Here is a 17,182-nt window from a genome sequence, read left to right on the forward strand (position 1 = left end):
CGAATGCAGGGTCCGGTGCACCGGGCACTTGTCGGCAATCTCCCGGAGCTTTTGCCGCTGCGCCGCGTCGAGCGGTCCTTCGATGATGATCTCCCGGCTGATCCTGTCGATCTTTCCGGCCTGCGTCTCACAGGCGGCACAGTCGTCTGCATGAACCTTGCCGTGCCGCAGCCGGGTCTCGAGGCGGTCGATCTGCCAGCCCTTGCGCTCGGCATAGATGGACAGGGTCATGTTGGTGCAGGCGCCGAGGCCGGCCAGCAGGAAGTCATAGGGCGCGGGGCCGCTATTGTCGCCGCCGACGCTTTTCGGCTCGTCCGCCCGCAGCCGGTGCCCCGCCGCGCGGATGGCCTGCGGGAACTTGCCCTCGCCCAGATGCGCGACCACGACCTCTCCCTCGCGTGCGGCGAGCTGCAGCGGCGCCTCTTCCGGAACAAGGCGGCCTGCCCATGCGGCAATGACCGAGGCGACATAGGCCGCGTCCGCCGGCCGGGTGAGCAGATGGTCCGCCTTGTCGAGCGAGACAAAGCTCTTCGGGTGTTTGGCAGCGGCGAAGATCCGGCTCGCATTCCCGATGCCCACGGTCATGTCCAGGGGGGCGTGGAAGATCAGCAGGTCCCGCTTCAGGTCGGCAATCCGGGCTTCCAGATCATGCGTCTTGAGATCGTCCACAAAGGACTTCCGGATCCGGAAATTCCGGCCGGCGAGCGACACCTCCGCCTCTCCGTCCCGCTCGATCACGTCCAGATCCGCGCCGAAATTATGCACGACATGCTCCGGGTCCGCCGGCGCGCCGATGGTCGCGACCCCCCTGGCCTCCGGGATGTGAGCGGCCGCCGACAGAACCGCGGCCCCGCCGAGCGAATGCCCGATCAGCACATCCGGCGCCATCCCCTCGCCGCGCATCCAGTCCGCCGCCGCGACGAGGTCCTGGATGTTCGAGGCGAAGGTCGTATTGGCGAACTCCCCCTCGCTGTGGCCGAGCCCCGTGAAATCGAACCGCAGCACGGCGAGTCCCTGCGCGGCCAGACCGCCCGCGATCTGGCGCGCGGCGGCAATGTCCTTCGAGCAGGTGAAGCAATGGGCGAACAGCGCATATCCCCGCGGCTTGCCGACCGGCAGATCAAGCCGCGCCGCCAATGTGTCGCCCTGCGCTCCCGCGAAACTGACTCTTCTGGTCTCGACCGACATGGGCTGCCCTTTCTTGTAAATCGACGAATGGATACAGGCTCAACTGGCCATGGTGACCAGATCATAACCGCCCTGGCTGATATATGCAGAGCTTGGGGAAATTGACTTCATATCCGCGCGAGCAGAGCGAGATGGAAGGTTGACGCTGTGCCAGACGCCATCCGAGAACCGCCCGCTCCCGAACTGCGATACAGCGTAGCCCGCCATACCGGCCGAAAAGCCGACCCGGATGATCATGGAATCGCGCCGCCGTCCCCTGATCCCGCATCAATTGCGGGATGACGATGCGGGGATGGGAACGGGAGGGGTGAAAGTCGCCCGCGCCGCCGCCACACGTTCCCGCACCGCACAGGCGTCGACATGATCGTTGATCAGCCCCATGGCCTGCATGAAGGCATAGACCGTGGTCGGGCCGACGAATTTCCAGCCGCGCTTTTTCAGCTCTTTGGAGAGCGCAATCGACACCGCAGATGTTGACGCCGTCTGCGGGGCGGCAAGATCCGCCGCGCCCGGCTCATGGCTCCAGAAGAAAGCCGCGAGGGAGCCTTCGCGCTGCACCATCTCCACCGCCCGGGCCGCGTTATTGATCACCGCCTCGATTTTGCCCCGATGACGGACGATGCCGGCATCGCCGAGCAGCCGTTCCACATCCTTGTCCGTGAAGGCCGCAACCTCCCCGAATGCGAAATTGCGGAAGGCGGCACGGAAATTCTCCCGCTTTGCCAGGATGGTCCGCCAGCTCAGGCCGGACTGGAAGCTTTCGAGGCAGAGTTTCTCGAACAAGCGCCGGTCATCGGCCACCGGGAATCCCCATTCCGTGTCGTGGTAGGGCAAAAATTCCGGCGCACCGCCACACCAGCGGCAGCGCGGCTTTCCGTCCGGCGCGATGAAAGGCTCGCTCATGAATTCAGCCCCCTCGGGTGGCGAGAAAATCGAGACGCGGATCGGTCATGGCCGGGGCGATCTCGATGATTTCGGGACGCACCACGTCTTCGGCGACGAACGGATCCTCGGCCAGCCGGGCCTCGAGAGCCTCCCGATCGAGATTGTGCACAAGGATGCCCCCGCCCGCACCCGGCGGCAGGCTTCCGGCCAGCAGAAAGACACCATCCTCGAAGCCGCGTTTCAGCCAGGCCTTGTGCCCGTCCATGAAGTCGCCGGCGCGGTCTTTCTGGCTGGAAAATTTCAGCAGGGCGACAAACATCGGATCACTCTCCCGGTCAGTGGGGTTTTGTGGGGGATGGGACGGCAGCGCCGCCTGCGACCTCGTCCGCCAGCCAGGCGCACATGGACACGACCTCGCGCTCGACAAAGGCCGGGTCCCGATAGGCGGCGGACAGCGTGGCGACACCCTGGCTGCGCACCAGCAGATGCATGGCGAGCGCGTCAGCGTCGGATGCCCGGCCAAGCTTCTCGAACTGCCGGCGAAGCCAGACCCGGAACAGGGTGAAGATCCGGGCCGCCTCCTCCTGGGCGGTATGATTGAGCTTGGCGAGTTCGGTGCTGAGAGAGCCGACGGGGCAGCCGTACTGTTCGATCTTGTCCCGGTTGCGGATCAGGATCTGGATGAAGCTGCGGATGCGCTCCGCCGGATCTTCCCCGGTGATCTCCCAGTCCCGCAGCATGACCGAGGTGTTTGCCATCCGGCGCGCGATCACGGCCTCCAGCAAATCGTCCTTGGCCTTGAAATGGTAGTAGAAATTGCCCCGGGAGATACCGACGGCACCAGCAATATCGGCGAAGGATGTCGCCTCGAAGCCCTGCCGGTAGAACAGATCGTCCGCGCAATCGACAATCCGCTCAGCAGTCTTTCCGTCTTGCATTCCCGGCCCCCGATTGAGCAAAACATTTCTGGGACAATTGTCCTATAACTTTGATTAGGACCAACGTCCTAATTGGTCAAGGCCGATTAACACAGATGCGCCGATCAGACGAACCGCTCACGATACTCTTGCGGACTCGCGCCGAGGCGGCGCCGGAAGACGCGGCGCATGGTTTCCTCCGTCCCGAACCCGCAGAGTTGGGCAACCCGCGAGACGGAACCGTTCTGCTCAAGCAGGCGCCGGGCGGTTTCCAGGCGCATGTCCTCGAGCGCGTTTGCCGGGGTCCGGCCCGTTGCGCTCCGGTAATGCCGGGAGAAGCTCCGCACGCTCATCCCCGCCCGGGTGGCAAGATCATCAATGGCCAGACGGCGCCGGAGATTCTGCTGCATCCAGGCATGCAGCTCGTCGAACCGCCCCTCTCCGCCCTGCAGTGCCAGGATTGTGCTGAACTGGGACTGACCGCCCGGCCGCTTCAGGAACACGACCAGTTGCCGGGCCACGCTCAACGCCATGTCCCGGCCGAGATCCTCTTCCACCATGGCCAGCGCCAGATCGATCCCCGCCGTCACGCCGGCAGAGGTCCAGACATCGCCGTCACGCACGAAAATCGGATCCACTTTCAGACGAACCTTGGGGAAGCGCCGGGCGAATTCCTCACAACGCTGCCAATGGGTCACCGCCCGGCGGCCGTCGAGCAGTCCGGCGGTCGCGAGCAGAAACGCGCCGCTGCAGACCGACGCGGTCCGGCGCGCCGACCGGGTCCGGTCGCGCAGCCACCTCACCAGCTCCGCATCCTCGCAAGCAGCAGTGACGCCCACGCCACCGGCCGCGATGACCGTATCGAGAGGCCGGTCCGGCGGCCCCATCGCCGCCACCGCAAGAGACAGGCCGGCACTGGTTCTGACATCCGGCCCGCGCCCGACGACGACAGCCACATAAGGCGCCTCGGCGCCATCCGCGCCTGCCAGGTCATTGGCCGTGGAAAAAACCTGCAACGGGCCCGCGATATCAAGCAGTTGGCAGTCCGGAAATCCCAGTATCTCGATATGGCGGGTCATATTGGCCCAATTTGTTGGAAGATTGGCAGTACGGCCAAAATAATTGGCTGTAAGCTCTTCACAGTCAACCAGGAGCACTCACATGACGGTCAAGATCGGTCTTCTTCTTTTTCCCGGCGTCCAGTTACTCGACTTCGTCGGTCCCTATGAAATCTTCACCGCGACGCGCGATACGGAAACCCTTCTGATCGGCGCGGACACACAGCCCATTGCCGCCTCCTGCGGCCTGCCCCTCCAGCCCACAGTCTCGTTCGATGACTGCCCGCAGCTCGACGTGATCTGCGTGCCGGGCGGCGGCGGGGTCAATCCGCTGCTGCGTGATGAAGCCACCCTGTCCTTCATCCGGCGTCAGGCCGGGGGTGCGCGCTATGTCACGTCTGTCTGCACCGGCTCCCTTCTGCTCGGCGCCGCGGGACTGCTGAAGGGCAAGAAGGCAACGTCGCACTGGTATGCGGTCGATTTTCTGGAAAAGTTCGGCGCCATTTACACACCGGGGCGTGTCGTGCGCGACGGCAATCTCATCACCGCCGGCGGCATCACCTCGGGCATCGATTTCGGACTCGTCCTGATTGCCGAGCTGTTCGGCCAGGAAGAAGCCGAGGCCGTCCAGCTGGGGATGGAATATGCGCCGCAGCCGCCCTTCAACAGCGGAACACCCGAGGATGCGCCCGCCGGGGCCAGGGCCCTGGCCGAGCAGCGGCTGGGAGGCTCCCGGAAAATCCGGGAGCAGATCTTCGCCGGCATGTGAGTGTCGGAGATAGCCGCACGTCACGGCCGCTATTCGCCCCACCCAAATTCGTCATCCCCTCGCACGAGGGGACCCAGAGGAAGACGATCTCCGCTTTTTGATCCTCTGGGTCCACGATCAGGTCGGGGATGACGGTGGTGGGGTGGGGATGACAAAATTTTGGTGTTGGTTATGGTCAGAAGTTCAGCGCATCCACCCGTGCGACGTTCGGCAATGCCTTCACCGCATTCAGCAGGTCCTCGCCCACCGCGCTGTCCACTTCGACAAGGGCCACCGCCTCACCACCCTCTTGCCGGCGGCCGAGATGGAAGGTGGCGATATTGACCCCGGCATCGCCGAGGGCAGAACCCAGAGAGCCGATAAAGCCCGGCTTGTCGTAGTTGCGGACATAGAGCATGTGCGCGCCGAACTCGGCCTCGATGGCGATGCCCTGAACGTCCACCAGGCGCGGCAGGTTTCCGGCGAACAGCGTGCCCGCCACCGTCCGGGTGCGCTCTCCGGTCTCGACAGTCACCCGCAGCATGGTCTGGTAGTCGCAGGGCCGGTCATGCTTCATTGTGGTCACGGCGATCCCGCGCGCCTGGGCTTCCGCCGGGGCGCTGACCATGTTGACCGACGTTAATGTCGGCTTGAGCACACCCGTGAGAGCGGCGGCCACCACCGGCGCCGGATTGATGTCCGCCGCCAGCCCCTCGAACTCGATGGAAATCGACTTGATCGCACTGCCGATCACCTGACCCGAGAATGCGCCGAGATTTTCCGCCAGTTTCATATAGGGCTTCAGCAACGGTGCCTCTTCCGCCGTGACCGACGGCATGTTGACCGCGTTGGTCACCGCTCCCGTCAACAGATAATCGGCCATCTGTTCCGCCACCTGCAGGGCGACTTTTTCCTGCGCTTCACTGGTAGACGCACCAAGATGCGGGGTGGCGATGAAGTTCGGCGCGCCGAACAGCACGTTCTCCTTGGCCGGCTCCTCGACGAAAACGTCGAAGGCGGCACCGGCGACGTGACCGGTCTCCAGCGCACCGCGCAGGGCCACCTCGTCCACCAGGCCGCCACGGGCACAGTTGATGATCCGCATACCCGCTTTCATCTTCTGGATTGCGCCCGCATCGATGATGTTGCGCGTGGCATCGGTCATCGGCGTGTGCAGGGTGATGATGTCCGCCTCGGCGAAGAGCTGGTCGAGCTCCACCTTGGTGACACCGAGCTGCGCCGCCCGTTCCTCGCTCAGATACGGATCATAGGCGACGACCCGCATTTTCAGGCCCCGCGCCCGCTCGGCCACGATGGCGCCGATATTGCCGCAACCGATCAGGCCGAGGCGCTTGCCGGTCAGCTCGACGCCCATGAATTTGGTCTTCTCCCACTTGCCTTCCTGGGTCGAGCGGTCGGCGGCGGGGATCTGGCGGGCCAGCGCGAACATCATCGCAATGGCATGTTCCGCTGTCGTGATCGCGTTGCCGAACGGCGTGTTCATCACCACCACACCGGCGGCCGTGGCGGCGGCGGTATCGACATTGTCGACCCCGATCCCGGCCCGGCCGACGACCTTGAGATTTGGCGCCTTGGCCAGAACCTCTTTCGTCACCTTGGTCGCGGACCGGATGGCGAGGCCATCGTAATCACCGATGATGTCGAGCAATTCCTCGGCGGAAAGGCCCGGCTTGAAGTCTGTTTCGAGGCCACGCGCGCGGAAGATATCCACGGCGGCGGGGCTCAGCTTGTCTGAAATAAGAACTTTGGGCACGGCATGCTCCTCGTGCGCTCGTAACTTTGCGCTGTATGGGCGGATTTCTGGGCAGTGCATGGAAAGACGCTCCCGGCCGGTTGCCGGGAGCATTTTTCGATCAGGCGGCCTGTGACCTGGACTGCTTCACCTGTCCGTAGGCCCAGTCGAGCCACGGCAGCAAAGCCTCCATATCGGCCGCTTCGACGGTCGCCCCGCCCCAGAGCCGGAGACCGGCCGGCGCGTCGCGATACCCGTTGATGTCGAAGGCAACGCCTTCGGCCTCGAGCAGGGCGTCGATCTGTTTCATCGCCGCCCGCTGGTCGTCCTCGGACAGACCGTCGAACCACGGATCGGAGGCGGAGATGCAGATGGACGTGCTGGAACGCACGGCCGGATCGGCCGCGAGGAAGGCGGCCCAATCGCTTTTCTCGACCCAGGCGGAAACCGCCGCCAGATTGGCTTCGGAACGGGCGATCATGGTTTTCAGGCCGCCGATCCCCTCCGCCCATTTCAGGGCGTCGAGCACATCCTCGACAGCGAGCATGGAAGGCGTGTTGATCGTCTCGCCCTTGAAGATGCCCTCGATCAGCTTGCCGCCCTTGGTCATGCGGAAGATCTTCGGCATCGGCCAGGCCGGAACATGGCTTTCCAGCCGCTCCACAGCGCGCGGGCTGAGGATCAGCATGCCGTGCGCGCCCTCACCGCCCAGCACCTTCTGCCAGGAATAGGTGGTGACATCGAGCTTGTCCCACGGCAGATCCATGGCGAAGACGGCCGACGTGGCGTCGCACAGGGTCAGCCCCTCGCGGTCATCGGCGATCCAGTCGCCGTTCGGCACCCGGACGCCGGAGGTCGTGCCGTTGAAGGTGAAGACGATATCGCGCTTGGGATCGGAGGCGGAAAGGTCCGCGATCTGACCGTACTCGGCCTCAAGCACCCGGACATCCTCAAGCTTGAGCTGCTTGACCACATCCGTCACCCAGCCGGAACCAAAGCTTTCCCAGGCCAGCAGATCGACGCCGCGGGCGCCGAGCATGGACCACATGGCCATCTCAAAGGCACCGGTATCGGACGCCGGCACGATGCCGATGCGGTAATCGTCCGGCACACCCAAGAGGGCGCGGGTCCGGTCGATGACTTCCTTGAGTTTGGATTTTCCGATCTTGGATCGGTGAGAACGCCCTAAAGCGGCGTCAGCAAGTGCAGCGGGGCCCCATCCGGGTCGCTTAGCGCAAGGTCCGGACGAGAACTGGGGAGCACGCGGGGTTGCCGTCGGCTTCATCGTATCATCCTTAACATGTAACCACTCGTTGGGGAGTGGCGGCCCGCCGCAGACGCTATGGATTTCATCGAGACTGTCAACAGGTGAATTGTCATCATATAATGTTGCAGTGCGATAAAAACACTCTCTCTCCATGCGCATTCGGCGTCAAAGTGGATGGTAACGGCGCCACTCGATCCTGTTTATTACGGTTAAATTTGCCCTAAATGACGTGAAAATGTTGCAATTACATCACATTACATTTGAGAAACCAGCTCATTCCAAATCGATATCAATTTCATCAGATGAATGGGTTGCACCGCGAAAGTTTGCAGCATATATTGTGCACTGCAATACGGAGTGCCCAGCCGTATTGTTTACTTCTTGGGCGTTTCCTCCCTTAACTCGGGCCGCTGTGAAGCGGCCCTTTTTTTTGCCTACCGGCCATATTTGACCGGCAGAAACCGCCTGCCGCATAACTGGAATTGCCTGCAACCGCATTGCGGATTGAATTATTTAATTATTTTGAATCAATAACTTGCCCCGCATCAGGCAAATCCGGGATCGTCTGGCCCGGGACTTGCTCTTCCTGTTCGGACAATCAACGCAGCACCCGACAGCTGGAGCAAAAAATGGCAGATACCGATTTCCGCACCTGGCCCGCCCACGGTTCGAACTTTGAACATTCCGACCGGAAGTGGATGACACCCGCCGGCCGCTTCAACCGCGGATTTACCTCTGCCGACCAGTCAAATGGTGAGCATCCGGCCGCGAACCAGAATATGGGAATGCCCGCCTTCTCCCTGGCCGATCATCTTCCGGAGATGATCGTCGACGCCATCGGCGAGTGGGCAGTTCATCTCCGGCCCCAGAGCTGGCGCCTGCGCCGGCGTGCGCTCTCCCGTTTTGCCGAAGCCTTCGCCGATCAGTTCGTCGCCCTGAACCCGGCCCTGAGCGATGAGGAATACGAGAGCCTGACCGAGATCGGCTACACCTGCCTGCTCGAGAAGCTGGACGACGGCCAGCCGATCTCCGAACTGGACCAGGCCCATTGCTACAAGCGCAGTGTGCATGACGAGCACCGGTTCGCGGCCGATATGTTCATCGAGATGAGCGCCCCGGCGGCAACCATTCACTAATTCCCCCGCGCCTTCCCCCAAGGCGCCTCCCCCAGCTAAGGGCCGCATATGCGGCCCTTTTTTTGTCCGGAACGCTCAAGTGCCTGAAGCAGGAGGAATATCCTCCGACTGCCGGCAGCCGTGCTCTAAAGGCGGACAGGTGGTGGCGCACAGCCTTGGACGCCAAAGAAAAGGCCGGTGGTCACGGTTTTATCCGCGGTGCAAGTCCCGGATCATCAAACCCGCACGCCGCGCTCGGCGACGGCAAGGTCTACACAATCACTATGGGTCACTGGATGGACTCAATCGGACGCGGCGAGCCACAGGCAGGCCTCGTCATAATCCGGGAACAACACCGTCGACTGCCCGTACCTGTCCGCAGAGACCACACGCCAGAGTTCCAAGAGAAGTAAATCGGGTTTCTTTGCAGCAAGCAAGGCGATCCGTGCGGATCGCCGCTTCGGTGTCTGCTCCATGAATTCCAGGATGGTTTTCATTTCACCGACCGAAAGCTCAGAAAGGTCAGCCTCGCGAAAATCCCACAATGAGTTCAGGCCGTCAGCATATCCGTCGACCTTGCGCATTTCCGTAATCGCATCTGCCACTGAAGCGCTCGTTACCGTGCCCCCGCATGCACATTCGACGAATTTCCCGTCAGGCCGTTCGCGGATTTCAAATATCATTCTGGCTGCGCAGCTGTTCCTGTACTGCGCGGCATAGCAAGCCCCGGGCTTGGATACAATGAGAGAGTCGGCGCGTCAGGTGTGCACCTGCACTCCTGACGATATCGACCGAATTCCCGTCCTAACGGCGCTTCGACATCCCCGCGACAGATATGTCGCCTGCCTCAATCGCATCCCGCATGGCTTCGAAGCCCTGCGTCATTTCCTCGTACATCTCGCGATAGAACTTGAGCTCGGCAATCTCCGCTTCCTGCAGGAAGCCATGGCGCGGTGCGCCGGCATCCAGCAGTTTCGCGAAATAGCGGCCGCGGGCTTTCGCGGCCATCTGGGCAATGCCTTCGAGTTCGCCGGCGGCTACATCCATGACGGTTTCCTGGGTCAGATGCCGGTTCTGCTCTGTCCTGTAACGGTCCAGCTCGCGGGCATATTGCTGCGGATTGACCCGAATGGCGCTGTCTTTGCCATGCAGCCAGGGGGCGTTTTTCGCCTGTGCCGGCTTGGATTTCTGCGCCTGCTGAGCGGCCCGCTCGGCGGCATTCGCATTGGCAGGACGCGGTGTCCTCGCAGGCGCGGCAACGGCTGCCGCGGGACGTTCCGCCCGATCGGCGCGCAGTGGCTGTTTTACCGCCGGAACGGCCGGAGGGGCCGCCTTTGCGGGAAGTCTCGACGCGCCTGACTGCTGTTCCTGACCGTCTCCAGGATAGGGATCCCACTCGGCACCCGTGCCGGTACCCGAAAGATCCTTCAGGCGGGAACCCAGACCTGCTTTCAATGCTGACGTCAGGGACATGTGCTGCTCCTCTCATTCCAGGGCCGGCACTGCGCCGGCATCTCGTACAAGGATAAAGCAAGGAGCGTGCCGGTTTTCACTCAGGCAGCGATAAGCCGACCCCGGTCATGCGGCCGGTCCAGATCAAGCGTCGGTCCTTTCGGCACGATCCCTTTCGGGTTGAGGCTCTTATGGCTGCCGAAATAGTGCTGCTTGATATGCCGCATATTCACCGTCTCGGCGATGCCGTCGACCTGGAACAGTTCCCGCAGGTAATTGGAAAGGTTCGGAAAACCGGAAATCGTCTGGCGATTGCACTTGAAGTGCGTGAAGTAGACCGGATCGAACCTGACCAGCGTGACGAACAATCTCCAGTCGGCTTCCGTGATCCGGTCTCCGACGAGATAGCGTGTCCGTCCCAGGGTTTCTTCCAGCCTGTCGAGGCGGGCAAAAAGCGCATCGTAGGCGTCCTCATAAGCCTCCTGCGTCCCGGCAAATCCGTTCCGGTAGACCCCGTTATTCACATCGGCATAGACGCCTTCATTGACCGCGTCGATTTCCGCGCGCAGATCCTCCGGATAGAGATCCAGTGCCGCATTCACACCGTCCAGCCGGTTGAAGGCGCTGTTGAACATGCGCAGGATCTCGGAGGATTCATTCGAGACGATCGTGCCCTCTTTCCTGTCCCAGAGCACGGGCACCGTGACCCGGCCCGTATAGGACGGATCCGCCTTCACATAGATCTCGCGCAGAAAGGTGGCGCCATTGACCGGATCGTCCGTGCCGTCCGGATCGTCACCGAAGTACCAGCCATCGGCGCCCATATGCGGATCGACGACGGAGATGCCGATATGCGGTGCGAGCCCTTTCAGGGACCGGGCGATCAGCGTGCGGTGCGCCCAGGGGCAGGCATAGGAGACATAGAGATGGTAGCGCCCTGACTCCGGGCCGAACCGGGCGCCAGGCCTGTCCTCAACCGCGTCGCGGAAGGCCGAGTCCTGGCGCTGAAAACGGCCATCCTGCGTTTTCCCCACAGCATCGTCCGGGTGCCATACGCCATCGATCAGCATGCCCATATCCGGTCCTCCAGTCTTCATTTCAACCGCTTAGATCTGGCGGTGGAATCGGTTACATCAAGCTCGCAATTGGAAACGGTCCTGTTACCATGCCGGCCAATCGAAATGCGGGAAGGAAGTGGGACCATGGTTGCGGTAATTCGCGGGCTTTTGAACAAGGATCAGGTCAAGACAATCGCGGCGAAGCTGTTCTCGGCGCAGTTCGTCGACGGCAGTTCGAGCGGCGGCCCGCTCGGCAAGGACATCAAGAAAAACACCCAGGTATCGCCGAGCAGCCCGCATTACCGGGAAATGTCGGAACTGGTGATGGGCGCGATGAAAGCCAATGAGACCGTCGCCATCAAGGCCCTGCCAAAGCGCATCCTGTCGCCGATCTTCGCCTCCTACACCACAGGCAGCAAATATGGCGAGCATATCGACGCGGCGCTGATGGGCCCCTATCCCGGCATGCGTACCGACCTGTCCATCACGATCTTCCTGAACCAACCCGATGCCTACAAGGGCGGCGAGCTCGTGCTCAGCACCGATTTCGGCGAGCAGGTCTACAAGGAGAACCCGGGCGACGCGGTGCTCTATCCGACGCATTACCTGCATCATGTGACCCCGGTGACCTCGGGACGGCGTCTCGCCATTGTCACCTGGATGGAAAGCATGATCCCCGACCCGCAGAAACGCGAGGTCATCGGCGACCTTGCCGAAACCCAGGCAATCCTGACCCAGTCGGACGTGGACAAGAGGGCCGTGCTGATGCTCGAAAAGGGCCGGCTCAACCTGCTGCGCATGTGGGCCCAGACCTGAGCCTTGCCGGCGCCCTAGATGAAATGCTGCGCCAGCCCGGCCGGTAATGCGCCACGCCGGGCCAGCGCGTCGGCCTTCAGCAGCATGGTCTGGGAGAAGGCATCCACGATCTCGCCGCTGAGCGCCATCGCGACCGCGTCGCGCACCGGCACCCGGCGCAGCTCAAGGCGCTCGCACGCTTCCGGCTGGGCCGCGCCTTCCTTCAGGTCCCAGGCGAGATAGCCGATCGCCTGCTCGTCCGTGATCGCGTTCGAGAGATCCATCCGCAGGAATTCCTGCCAGGCCCCGGCCTTCAGCCCGGTCTCCTCAAGCAGCTCCCGCTCGGCGGAGCCTTGCGGGTCATCGAAGGACCCGCCACCTTCCGGCAGCTCCCAGCTGTAATAGCCCCGCGGAAACCTCTGCTGGCCGACCAGCCAGGTCATCCCCCCGTCATCCACCGGCAGGATACCGACGGCGAGGCCATGCACCCTGACAACGCCGTACAGCCCCGGATTGCCGTTCGGGTCGACCACGTCATGTTCGGTGATGCGGATCCACGGATTGTCGTAGATCTCGCGGGTCTCGACCACTTGCCAGGCCGCTCCGTCCTGTCGCTCTTTCATGCCCGTCGGCTCCCATGGCAGCACGGGCGGAACCCTAATGGAGCATGGACGGCAGCGGAAGAGCGGGGATCCGGCTCAAGCCCTCTCGGGGTCGGCAAACTGACCGACTGGCGCGGGGGCAGGAAGATCCATGACGGCAGGCGCTGTCTCCAGGGCGGCCTGCGCCTGCTTCAGAACATCGGGTGTCAGGTGCTCCTCGGGAACGGCGCACAGCCCCGCGCCCTTGAAAAGCCCGCCGAGAGCCGGCGTGGCGGTCACGACAGCGAACGGAACGGAGAGCAGCAGTCCCGCGATCACAGGGGCCGCCCAGGGCAGGATGTGCGGCGCAAGGTCTGCCAGTACGGTCAGGAACCCGGCTCCCAGCAGAGTTTGCAGCCAGAGTCCGCCGGCGGCCTCGCGGACTGACACGCTGCGATCATCCCTCTCCTGCGCATCCCAGCGAATCCGCTTGCCGAAAAACAGCCCGAAGACGAAGACCGTCTGCGCCAGCGCAACGACCGGCGACAGCAGCAGCGAGAACAATGTTTCCAGCAGGGTTCCGGCAGCGATCCTGGCTGTGCCGCCATATGCCTGTCGCGCGTTCCGGCGCAGCGCGACATCAAGAACACCGAACAGTTTCGGCGCGAAGGTCATGCCGATGACCGAAGCGAACAGGATGAGTCCGAGGACAGGCGGCGGCGCCGGTGTCACCGTCCAGCCGTTCATTGATGCGGCCATGACGAGATCCGCCAGCCCCAGCGCCATGAAGGCGTACCAGAGCGGTGCGCCGGTATACATCATGATGGCCAGCAGCAATTGCAGCCGGCCCATCGGCCGGACGCCCCGGATCAGCGATGGGTGCCGGAACAGTTTCAGATATTGCATGTTGCCCTGGCACCAGCGCAGATCGCGGGTCAGGAAATCCGGCAGTGTGGTCGGGTTTTCCTCGTAGCTTCCATCTTCCAGGGGCAGCACGCGGACCTCGTAGCCGCCGCGGCGCATGAAGACCGCCTCGACCTGGTCATGGCTCAGGATCTCCCCGCCCAGCGGACGGGCGCCCGGGAGAGCCGGCAGCACGCAGTTTCGCCGGAAGGCCTGCAATCTCAGGATTGCATTGTGCCCCCAGTAAGGCCCGTCCGGCCCCTGCCACCAGGCACTGCCGGTGGTGTAGGAACGCATGCCATGGCGCATGCCGAACTGGAACATGCGGGCGAAGGCACTGCCGGCGGGCATGCCCGTCACCAGGGTCTGCAGGATGCCGAGGGCCGGATTGAGCTGCATCAGCCGGACCAGCCGCAGGATGGCGGAACCCGACATAACGCTGTCCGCATCCAGCACGATCATGAAGTCGAAGCCATCGCCCCAGCGGGTGCAAAAATCCTCGATGTTGCCAACCTTCTGGCGGGTATTGTCCGCCCGGCGCCGGTAATGCAGACGGTCCGGGCGCCCGTTTCCCTCGCGCCATGCCTCGAAAAGGGCTTTCTCCCGTCCGGCGATCACGGGATCCGTGGTGTCGCTCAGCAGAAAGATGTCGAAACTGTCGGAGAACCCGGTCGCGTCCAGGCTGTCGGTCACTGCCTTCAGGTTGCCGACGACCAGATCGGGGTTCTCATTGTGCACCGGCATGATGATTGCCGTCCGGCCGCCGATGGCAGAACTCTCGTCGTCCAGCCCGGCGAGGCCTGTCACCGAGCTCAGCCAGTTGCGATTGAAATGCAGCAAAGAGAAACCGATCGCCGCGTTCCAGAAACCGATCACCATCCAGGGCGTGTTCAGGGCGAAGACGACAATCATGGCGATTTCGACGCCGCGCAGGCCATCGCCTGCGAACACATGGATCAAGCCCGACACCAGGGCGAGAATGGTGCCGCACACAAGGGCGGTGAAAAACAGACGGCGGCCCGTCATCCTGCGCCTGGAATTCGACATGCACAGCCCCAACCGATGTCCTGCGTCCATAAATCTGAGTCCCGTTGGCCGAGCACTTACCCTAGGCGGATCAGGAGACGGCCCGTCCCTTTCCGCACATCTGCGCCGGTATATAGTCGAGTGGTCACCGCAGAGGACACATCCGTCTTCTCCACGGCAGTCGAACACAGACAATTAAGCGAGTTGGTGGCGGGGTCAGCAAAACAAGCTTCACAAAGCCGCGAGAGCAAATTGACTGGAGTTCCACCGCATTCCACCGCTTATTGGCGCTATGGCAAGATGGTATCGGCACGCGTTTGTTTTAAGTGCCGGTGAGTGGAGCAGATGACAACACAATCGACCAGGGCACGGCGGCAGCGCGATCCGCGACTCGATTTCTTCCGCGGTGTCGCGATGTTGATCATCTTCATCGCGCATGTTCCGAAGAACCACTGGTCGAACTTCATTCCGGCGCAGTTCGGGTTTTCGGACGCAGCGGAAATGTTCGTGTTCTGCTCCGGGTTTGCGGCCGCCATCGCTTTTGGCGGCACCTTCATCCGTGCCGGATTCTGGCACGGCACCGGCCGCGTCTTCTACCGTATCTGGCAGCTTTACACGGCACATATCCTGGTGTTTTTCCTGATCGCCGGACTGATGATTGCCGGCAATGCCGCCTTTGCGGAACCGGACTATATCGGCCGGCTGAACCTGCATTTCTTCTTCAGCGAGACCCCCAAGGCGCTGCTCGGCCTGCTGACCCTGACCTATGTGCCAAACTATTTCGACATCATGCCGATGTATATGGGCGCGCTGCTGATGATTCCGGTCTTCATGGCCCTGGCGCGGATCGATCCGCGGCTTGCCATTGCCTTCTCCCTCGCGGTCTATTGCCTCAACTGGCTCATCGACGGCGGCCTGCCCGCGCATCCGGACCATCCGGAAATCGAGTGGTTCTTCAATCCATTCGGCTGGCAGCTGGTGTTTTTCACCGGTTTCGCGATATCCCGCGGATGGCTGACTCCGCCGGGCTACAACCGCACCCTGATGGCGGCCTGCATCCTCTTCGTCGTCGCCGCCGCGCCAATCTCCCACTGGTGGTTCTTCGTCGGCTATCAGGACAGCCTGCCATTCCTTGCCGACTGGCGCGAGGCGACCCTTCCCTGGCGGGCCAAGACCGACTACGGCATCCTGCGTTTTGTCCATTTCCTGGCTCTGGCCTATATCGTCATCAATCTCGTGCGCGGCCGGGAACAGCTGCTTCTGCACAAGGCCTTCCACCCGGTCCGCACCGTCGGCCAGCAGGCACTTCCGGTTTTCCTGCTGAACATGTGGCTGGCCCAGCTCGGCGGCATGGTGCTGGACCAGCTCGGCCGCAGCCAGGCGACCTGGGCGCTGGTGAACCTGGCCGGCCTCGCGATCGTCGTGCTGTTCGCCTATCTGGTCACGGCAATCAAGAACGAGTGGTGGCGCAAGGTCATCGAGGAGAAATCGGCCCGTCAGGCCGGGCCCGACAACACGGCATCCCCTGCCGGCTCCATGCTCTCTCCGGCGGAATGATCCACAGGCGATCCTTTATCCGACGGGCGGCTGCCGCACTGGCCGTCCTCGCGGCCGTGCCGACGGCAGCAGCCGGTGAACTCAAGGAAAGCCTTTCCATCGAAAGCCCGTCGCTCGGCCGGGAGATGACCTATTCCATCTTCCTGCCGGACCCGGCCCCCGGCCCCCTGCCGGTACTTTACCTCTTGCACGGCCTTGGCGGGCATGAGCGCGACTGGCAGGTGCTCGGCAAGATCGAGGAAACTGCGAGCAGGCTGATCCGGGAGGCCGCGATTCCGCCGATGGCAATCGTCATGCCCGACGGGGCGAACAGCTGGTATGTGAATTCCCCGGCCCACGGGCGCTACGAAGACGCCATTCTGAACGATCTCATCCCCATGGTGGAACAGAAACACCGGGTCGGCGGCGACCGGTCCCGGCGCGGGATCGCGGGACTCTCCATGGGCGGCTATGGCGCCTTCAGGCTGGCGTTCCGGAATCCCGGGACATTCTCAATGACTGCCGGGCTCAGCGCCGCGATCTTCCCGGACCTGAAAAAGCCGGGGGATGTTTCCAACCAGCAGATCGGGTTTTTCAAGGGAGCCTTCGGGGAGCCGTTCGACGTTGCCGCCTTCAACCGGCAGAATTTCTTTTCGGATATCCCGTCATTGAAGGCTGCCAGCACGCGGCCGGCGATCTGGATCACGGTCGGAGACGATGACGGGTTTCGCCTCTACGAGGGAAATATTGCGCTCTATCTGGCGCTGAAACAGGCCGGTATTCCGGTCGAGTTCCGGATGACCGACGGTAATCACACCTGGCGGCTCTGGCGCTCCGAGATCGAGAGCGTCCTGAGATTCTACGGGCGCATATTGCGCGCCAGAGCCGAATAGATACCCC

The 17,182-nt window shown here is 62.8% G+C and carries 17 protein-coding genes; 5 read left to right on the forward strand and 12 right to left on the reverse strand.

Annotation, left to right across the window (positions count from 1 at the left end; all coding sequences use genetic code 11):
• From RH950_RS18240 to RH950_RS18260, 5 genes are all read right to left on the reverse strand, one after another.
• A partial coding sequence (locus RH950_RS18240) for a bifunctional alpha/beta hydrolase/OsmC family protein (RefSeq protein ID WP_350059176.1) occupies positions 1 to 1,188 on the reverse strand: 1,188 nt, incomplete at its 3' end.
• Positions 1,189 to 1,455: 267 nt separating this feature from the next.
• Positions 1,456 to 2,091, reverse strand: coding sequence for a DNA-3-methyladenine glycosylase I (locus tag RH950_RS18245; RefSeq protein WP_350059177.1), 636 nt, complete (start codon positions 2,089 to 2,091; stop codon positions 1,456 to 1,458).
• Between the two features lie 4 nt (positions 2,092 to 2,095).
• Positions 2,096 to 2,392 (reverse strand): YciI family protein, encoded by a 297-nt coding sequence (locus tag RH950_RS18250; protein ID WP_350059178.1) that lies wholly within the window; start codon positions 2,390 to 2,392, stop codon positions 2,096 to 2,098.
• Positions 2,393 to 2,408: 16 nt separating this feature from the next.
• A complete protein-coding gene (locus RH950_RS18255; RefSeq protein WP_350059179.1) occupies positions 2,409 to 3,011 on the reverse strand; it encodes a TetR/AcrR family transcriptional regulator in 603 nt (200 codons plus the stop codon).
• Positions 3,012 to 3,115: 104 nt separating this feature from the next.
• The gene (locus RH950_RS18260; protein WP_350059180.1) at positions 3,116 to 4,069 is read right to left on the reverse strand and encodes a GlxA family transcriptional regulator; all 954 of its coding nucleotides are present in this window, start codon (positions 4,067 to 4,069) and stop codon (positions 3,116 to 3,118) included.
• Between the two features lie 82 nt (positions 4,070 to 4,151).
• Between RH950_RS18260 and RH950_RS18265 the strand changes: the two genes are divergently transcribed.
• Positions 4,152 to 4,817 carry a DJ-1/PfpI family protein gene (locus RH950_RS18265; RefSeq protein WP_350059181.1) on the forward strand — a complete coding sequence of 222 codons (666 nt, stop codon included), beginning with the start codon at positions 4,152 to 4,154 and terminating at the stop codon, positions 4,815 to 4,817.
• 175 nt (positions 4,818 to 4,992) lie between these two features.
• Here RH950_RS18265 and serA read toward each other — a convergent pair whose 3' ends face one another.
• Complete coding sequence (gene serA / locus RH950_RS18270) at positions 4,993 to 6,570, reverse strand: phosphoglycerate dehydrogenase (RefSeq protein ID WP_350059182.1); 1,578 nt, start codon at positions 6,568 to 6,570, stop codon at positions 4,993 to 4,995.
• Between the two features lie 100 nt (positions 6,571 to 6,670).
• On the reverse strand, positions 6,671 to 7,834 hold the full coding sequence (locus RH950_RS18275; protein ID WP_350059183.1) for a phosphoserine transaminase: 1,164 nt from the start codon (positions 7,832 to 7,834) through the stop codon (positions 6,671 to 6,673).
• A 611-nt stretch (positions 7,835 to 8,445) separates the two neighbouring features.
• Here RH950_RS18275 and RH950_RS18280 point away from each other — a divergent pair.
• Positions 8,446 to 8,952: a hypothetical protein gene (locus RH950_RS18280; protein WP_350059184.1), complete on the forward strand. Its 507-nt coding sequence runs from the start codon at positions 8,446 to 8,448 to the stop codon at positions 8,950 to 8,952.
• Positions 8,953 to 9,233: 281 nt separating this feature from the next.
• Here the strand turns inward: RH950_RS18280 and RH950_RS18285 are convergent, their stop codons facing one another.
• The 3 genes from RH950_RS18285 to RH950_RS18295 all read right to left on the reverse strand — a co-directional run bounded on the left by RH950_RS18285 (position 9,234) and on the right by RH950_RS18295 (position 11,459).
• Positions 9,234 to 9,614, reverse strand: a complete 381-nt coding sequence (locus RH950_RS18285) for a hypothetical protein (protein ID WP_350059185.1) — start codon at positions 9,612 to 9,614, stop codon at positions 9,234 to 9,236.
• Between the two features lie 121 nt (positions 9,615 to 9,735).
• Positions 9,736 to 10,404, reverse strand: a complete 669-nt coding sequence (locus RH950_RS18290; RefSeq protein WP_350059186.1) for a hypothetical protein — start codon at positions 10,402 to 10,404, stop codon at positions 9,736 to 9,738.
• Between the two features lie 80 nt (positions 10,405 to 10,484).
• Positions 10,485 to 11,459, reverse strand: a complete 975-nt coding sequence (locus RH950_RS18295) for a glutathione S-transferase family protein (protein WP_350059187.1) — start codon at positions 11,457 to 11,459, stop codon at positions 10,485 to 10,487.
• Positions 11,460 to 11,585: 126 nt separating this feature from the next.
• Between RH950_RS18295 and RH950_RS18300 the strand changes: the two genes are divergently transcribed.
• Entirely contained in the window at positions 11,586 to 12,257 is a 672-nt protein-coding gene (locus tag RH950_RS18300) for a Fe2+-dependent dioxygenase (RefSeq protein ID WP_350059188.1), read from the forward strand.
• Positions 12,258 to 12,271: 14 nt separating this feature from the next.
• On the opposite strand, the gene RH950_RS18305 is transcribed toward RH950_RS18300, so the two are convergent.
• Both RH950_RS18305 and mdoH read right to left on the reverse strand, forming a co-directional pair.
• Positions 12,272 to 12,859, reverse strand: a complete 588-nt coding sequence (locus RH950_RS18305) for an NUDIX domain-containing protein (protein ID WP_350059189.1) — start codon at positions 12,857 to 12,859, stop codon at positions 12,272 to 12,274.
• 75 nt (positions 12,860 to 12,934) lie between these two features.
• A complete protein-coding gene (gene mdoH, locus RH950_RS18310) occupies positions 12,935 to 14,767 on the reverse strand; it encodes a glucans biosynthesis glucosyltransferase MdoH (protein ID WP_350059190.1) in 1,833 nt (610 codons plus the stop codon).
• A gap of 324 nt (positions 14,768 to 15,091) precedes the next feature.
• Between mdoH and RH950_RS18315 the strand changes: the two genes are divergently transcribed.
• Positions 15,092 to 16,303 carry an OpgC family protein gene (locus RH950_RS18315; RefSeq protein ID WP_350059191.1) on the forward strand — a complete coding sequence of 404 codons (1,212 nt, stop codon included), beginning with the start codon at positions 15,092 to 15,094 and terminating at the stop codon, positions 16,301 to 16,303.
• Positions 16,300 to 17,175 carry an alpha/beta hydrolase gene (locus tag RH950_RS18320; RefSeq protein ID WP_350059192.1) on the forward strand — a complete coding sequence of 292 codons (876 nt, stop codon included), beginning with the start codon at positions 16,300 to 16,302 and terminating at the stop codon, positions 17,173 to 17,175. The genes RH950_RS18315 and RH950_RS18320 overlap by 4 nt, the downstream gene beginning before the upstream one ends.
• Positions 17,176 to 17,182: the final 7 nt, after the last annotated feature.

The sequence above is a fragment of the Nisaea sp. genome (assembly GCF_040217065.1).
In the GTDB taxonomy this organism is placed as follows: domain Bacteria; phylum Pseudomonadota; class Alphaproteobacteria; order Thalassobaculales; family Thalassobaculaceae; genus Nisaea.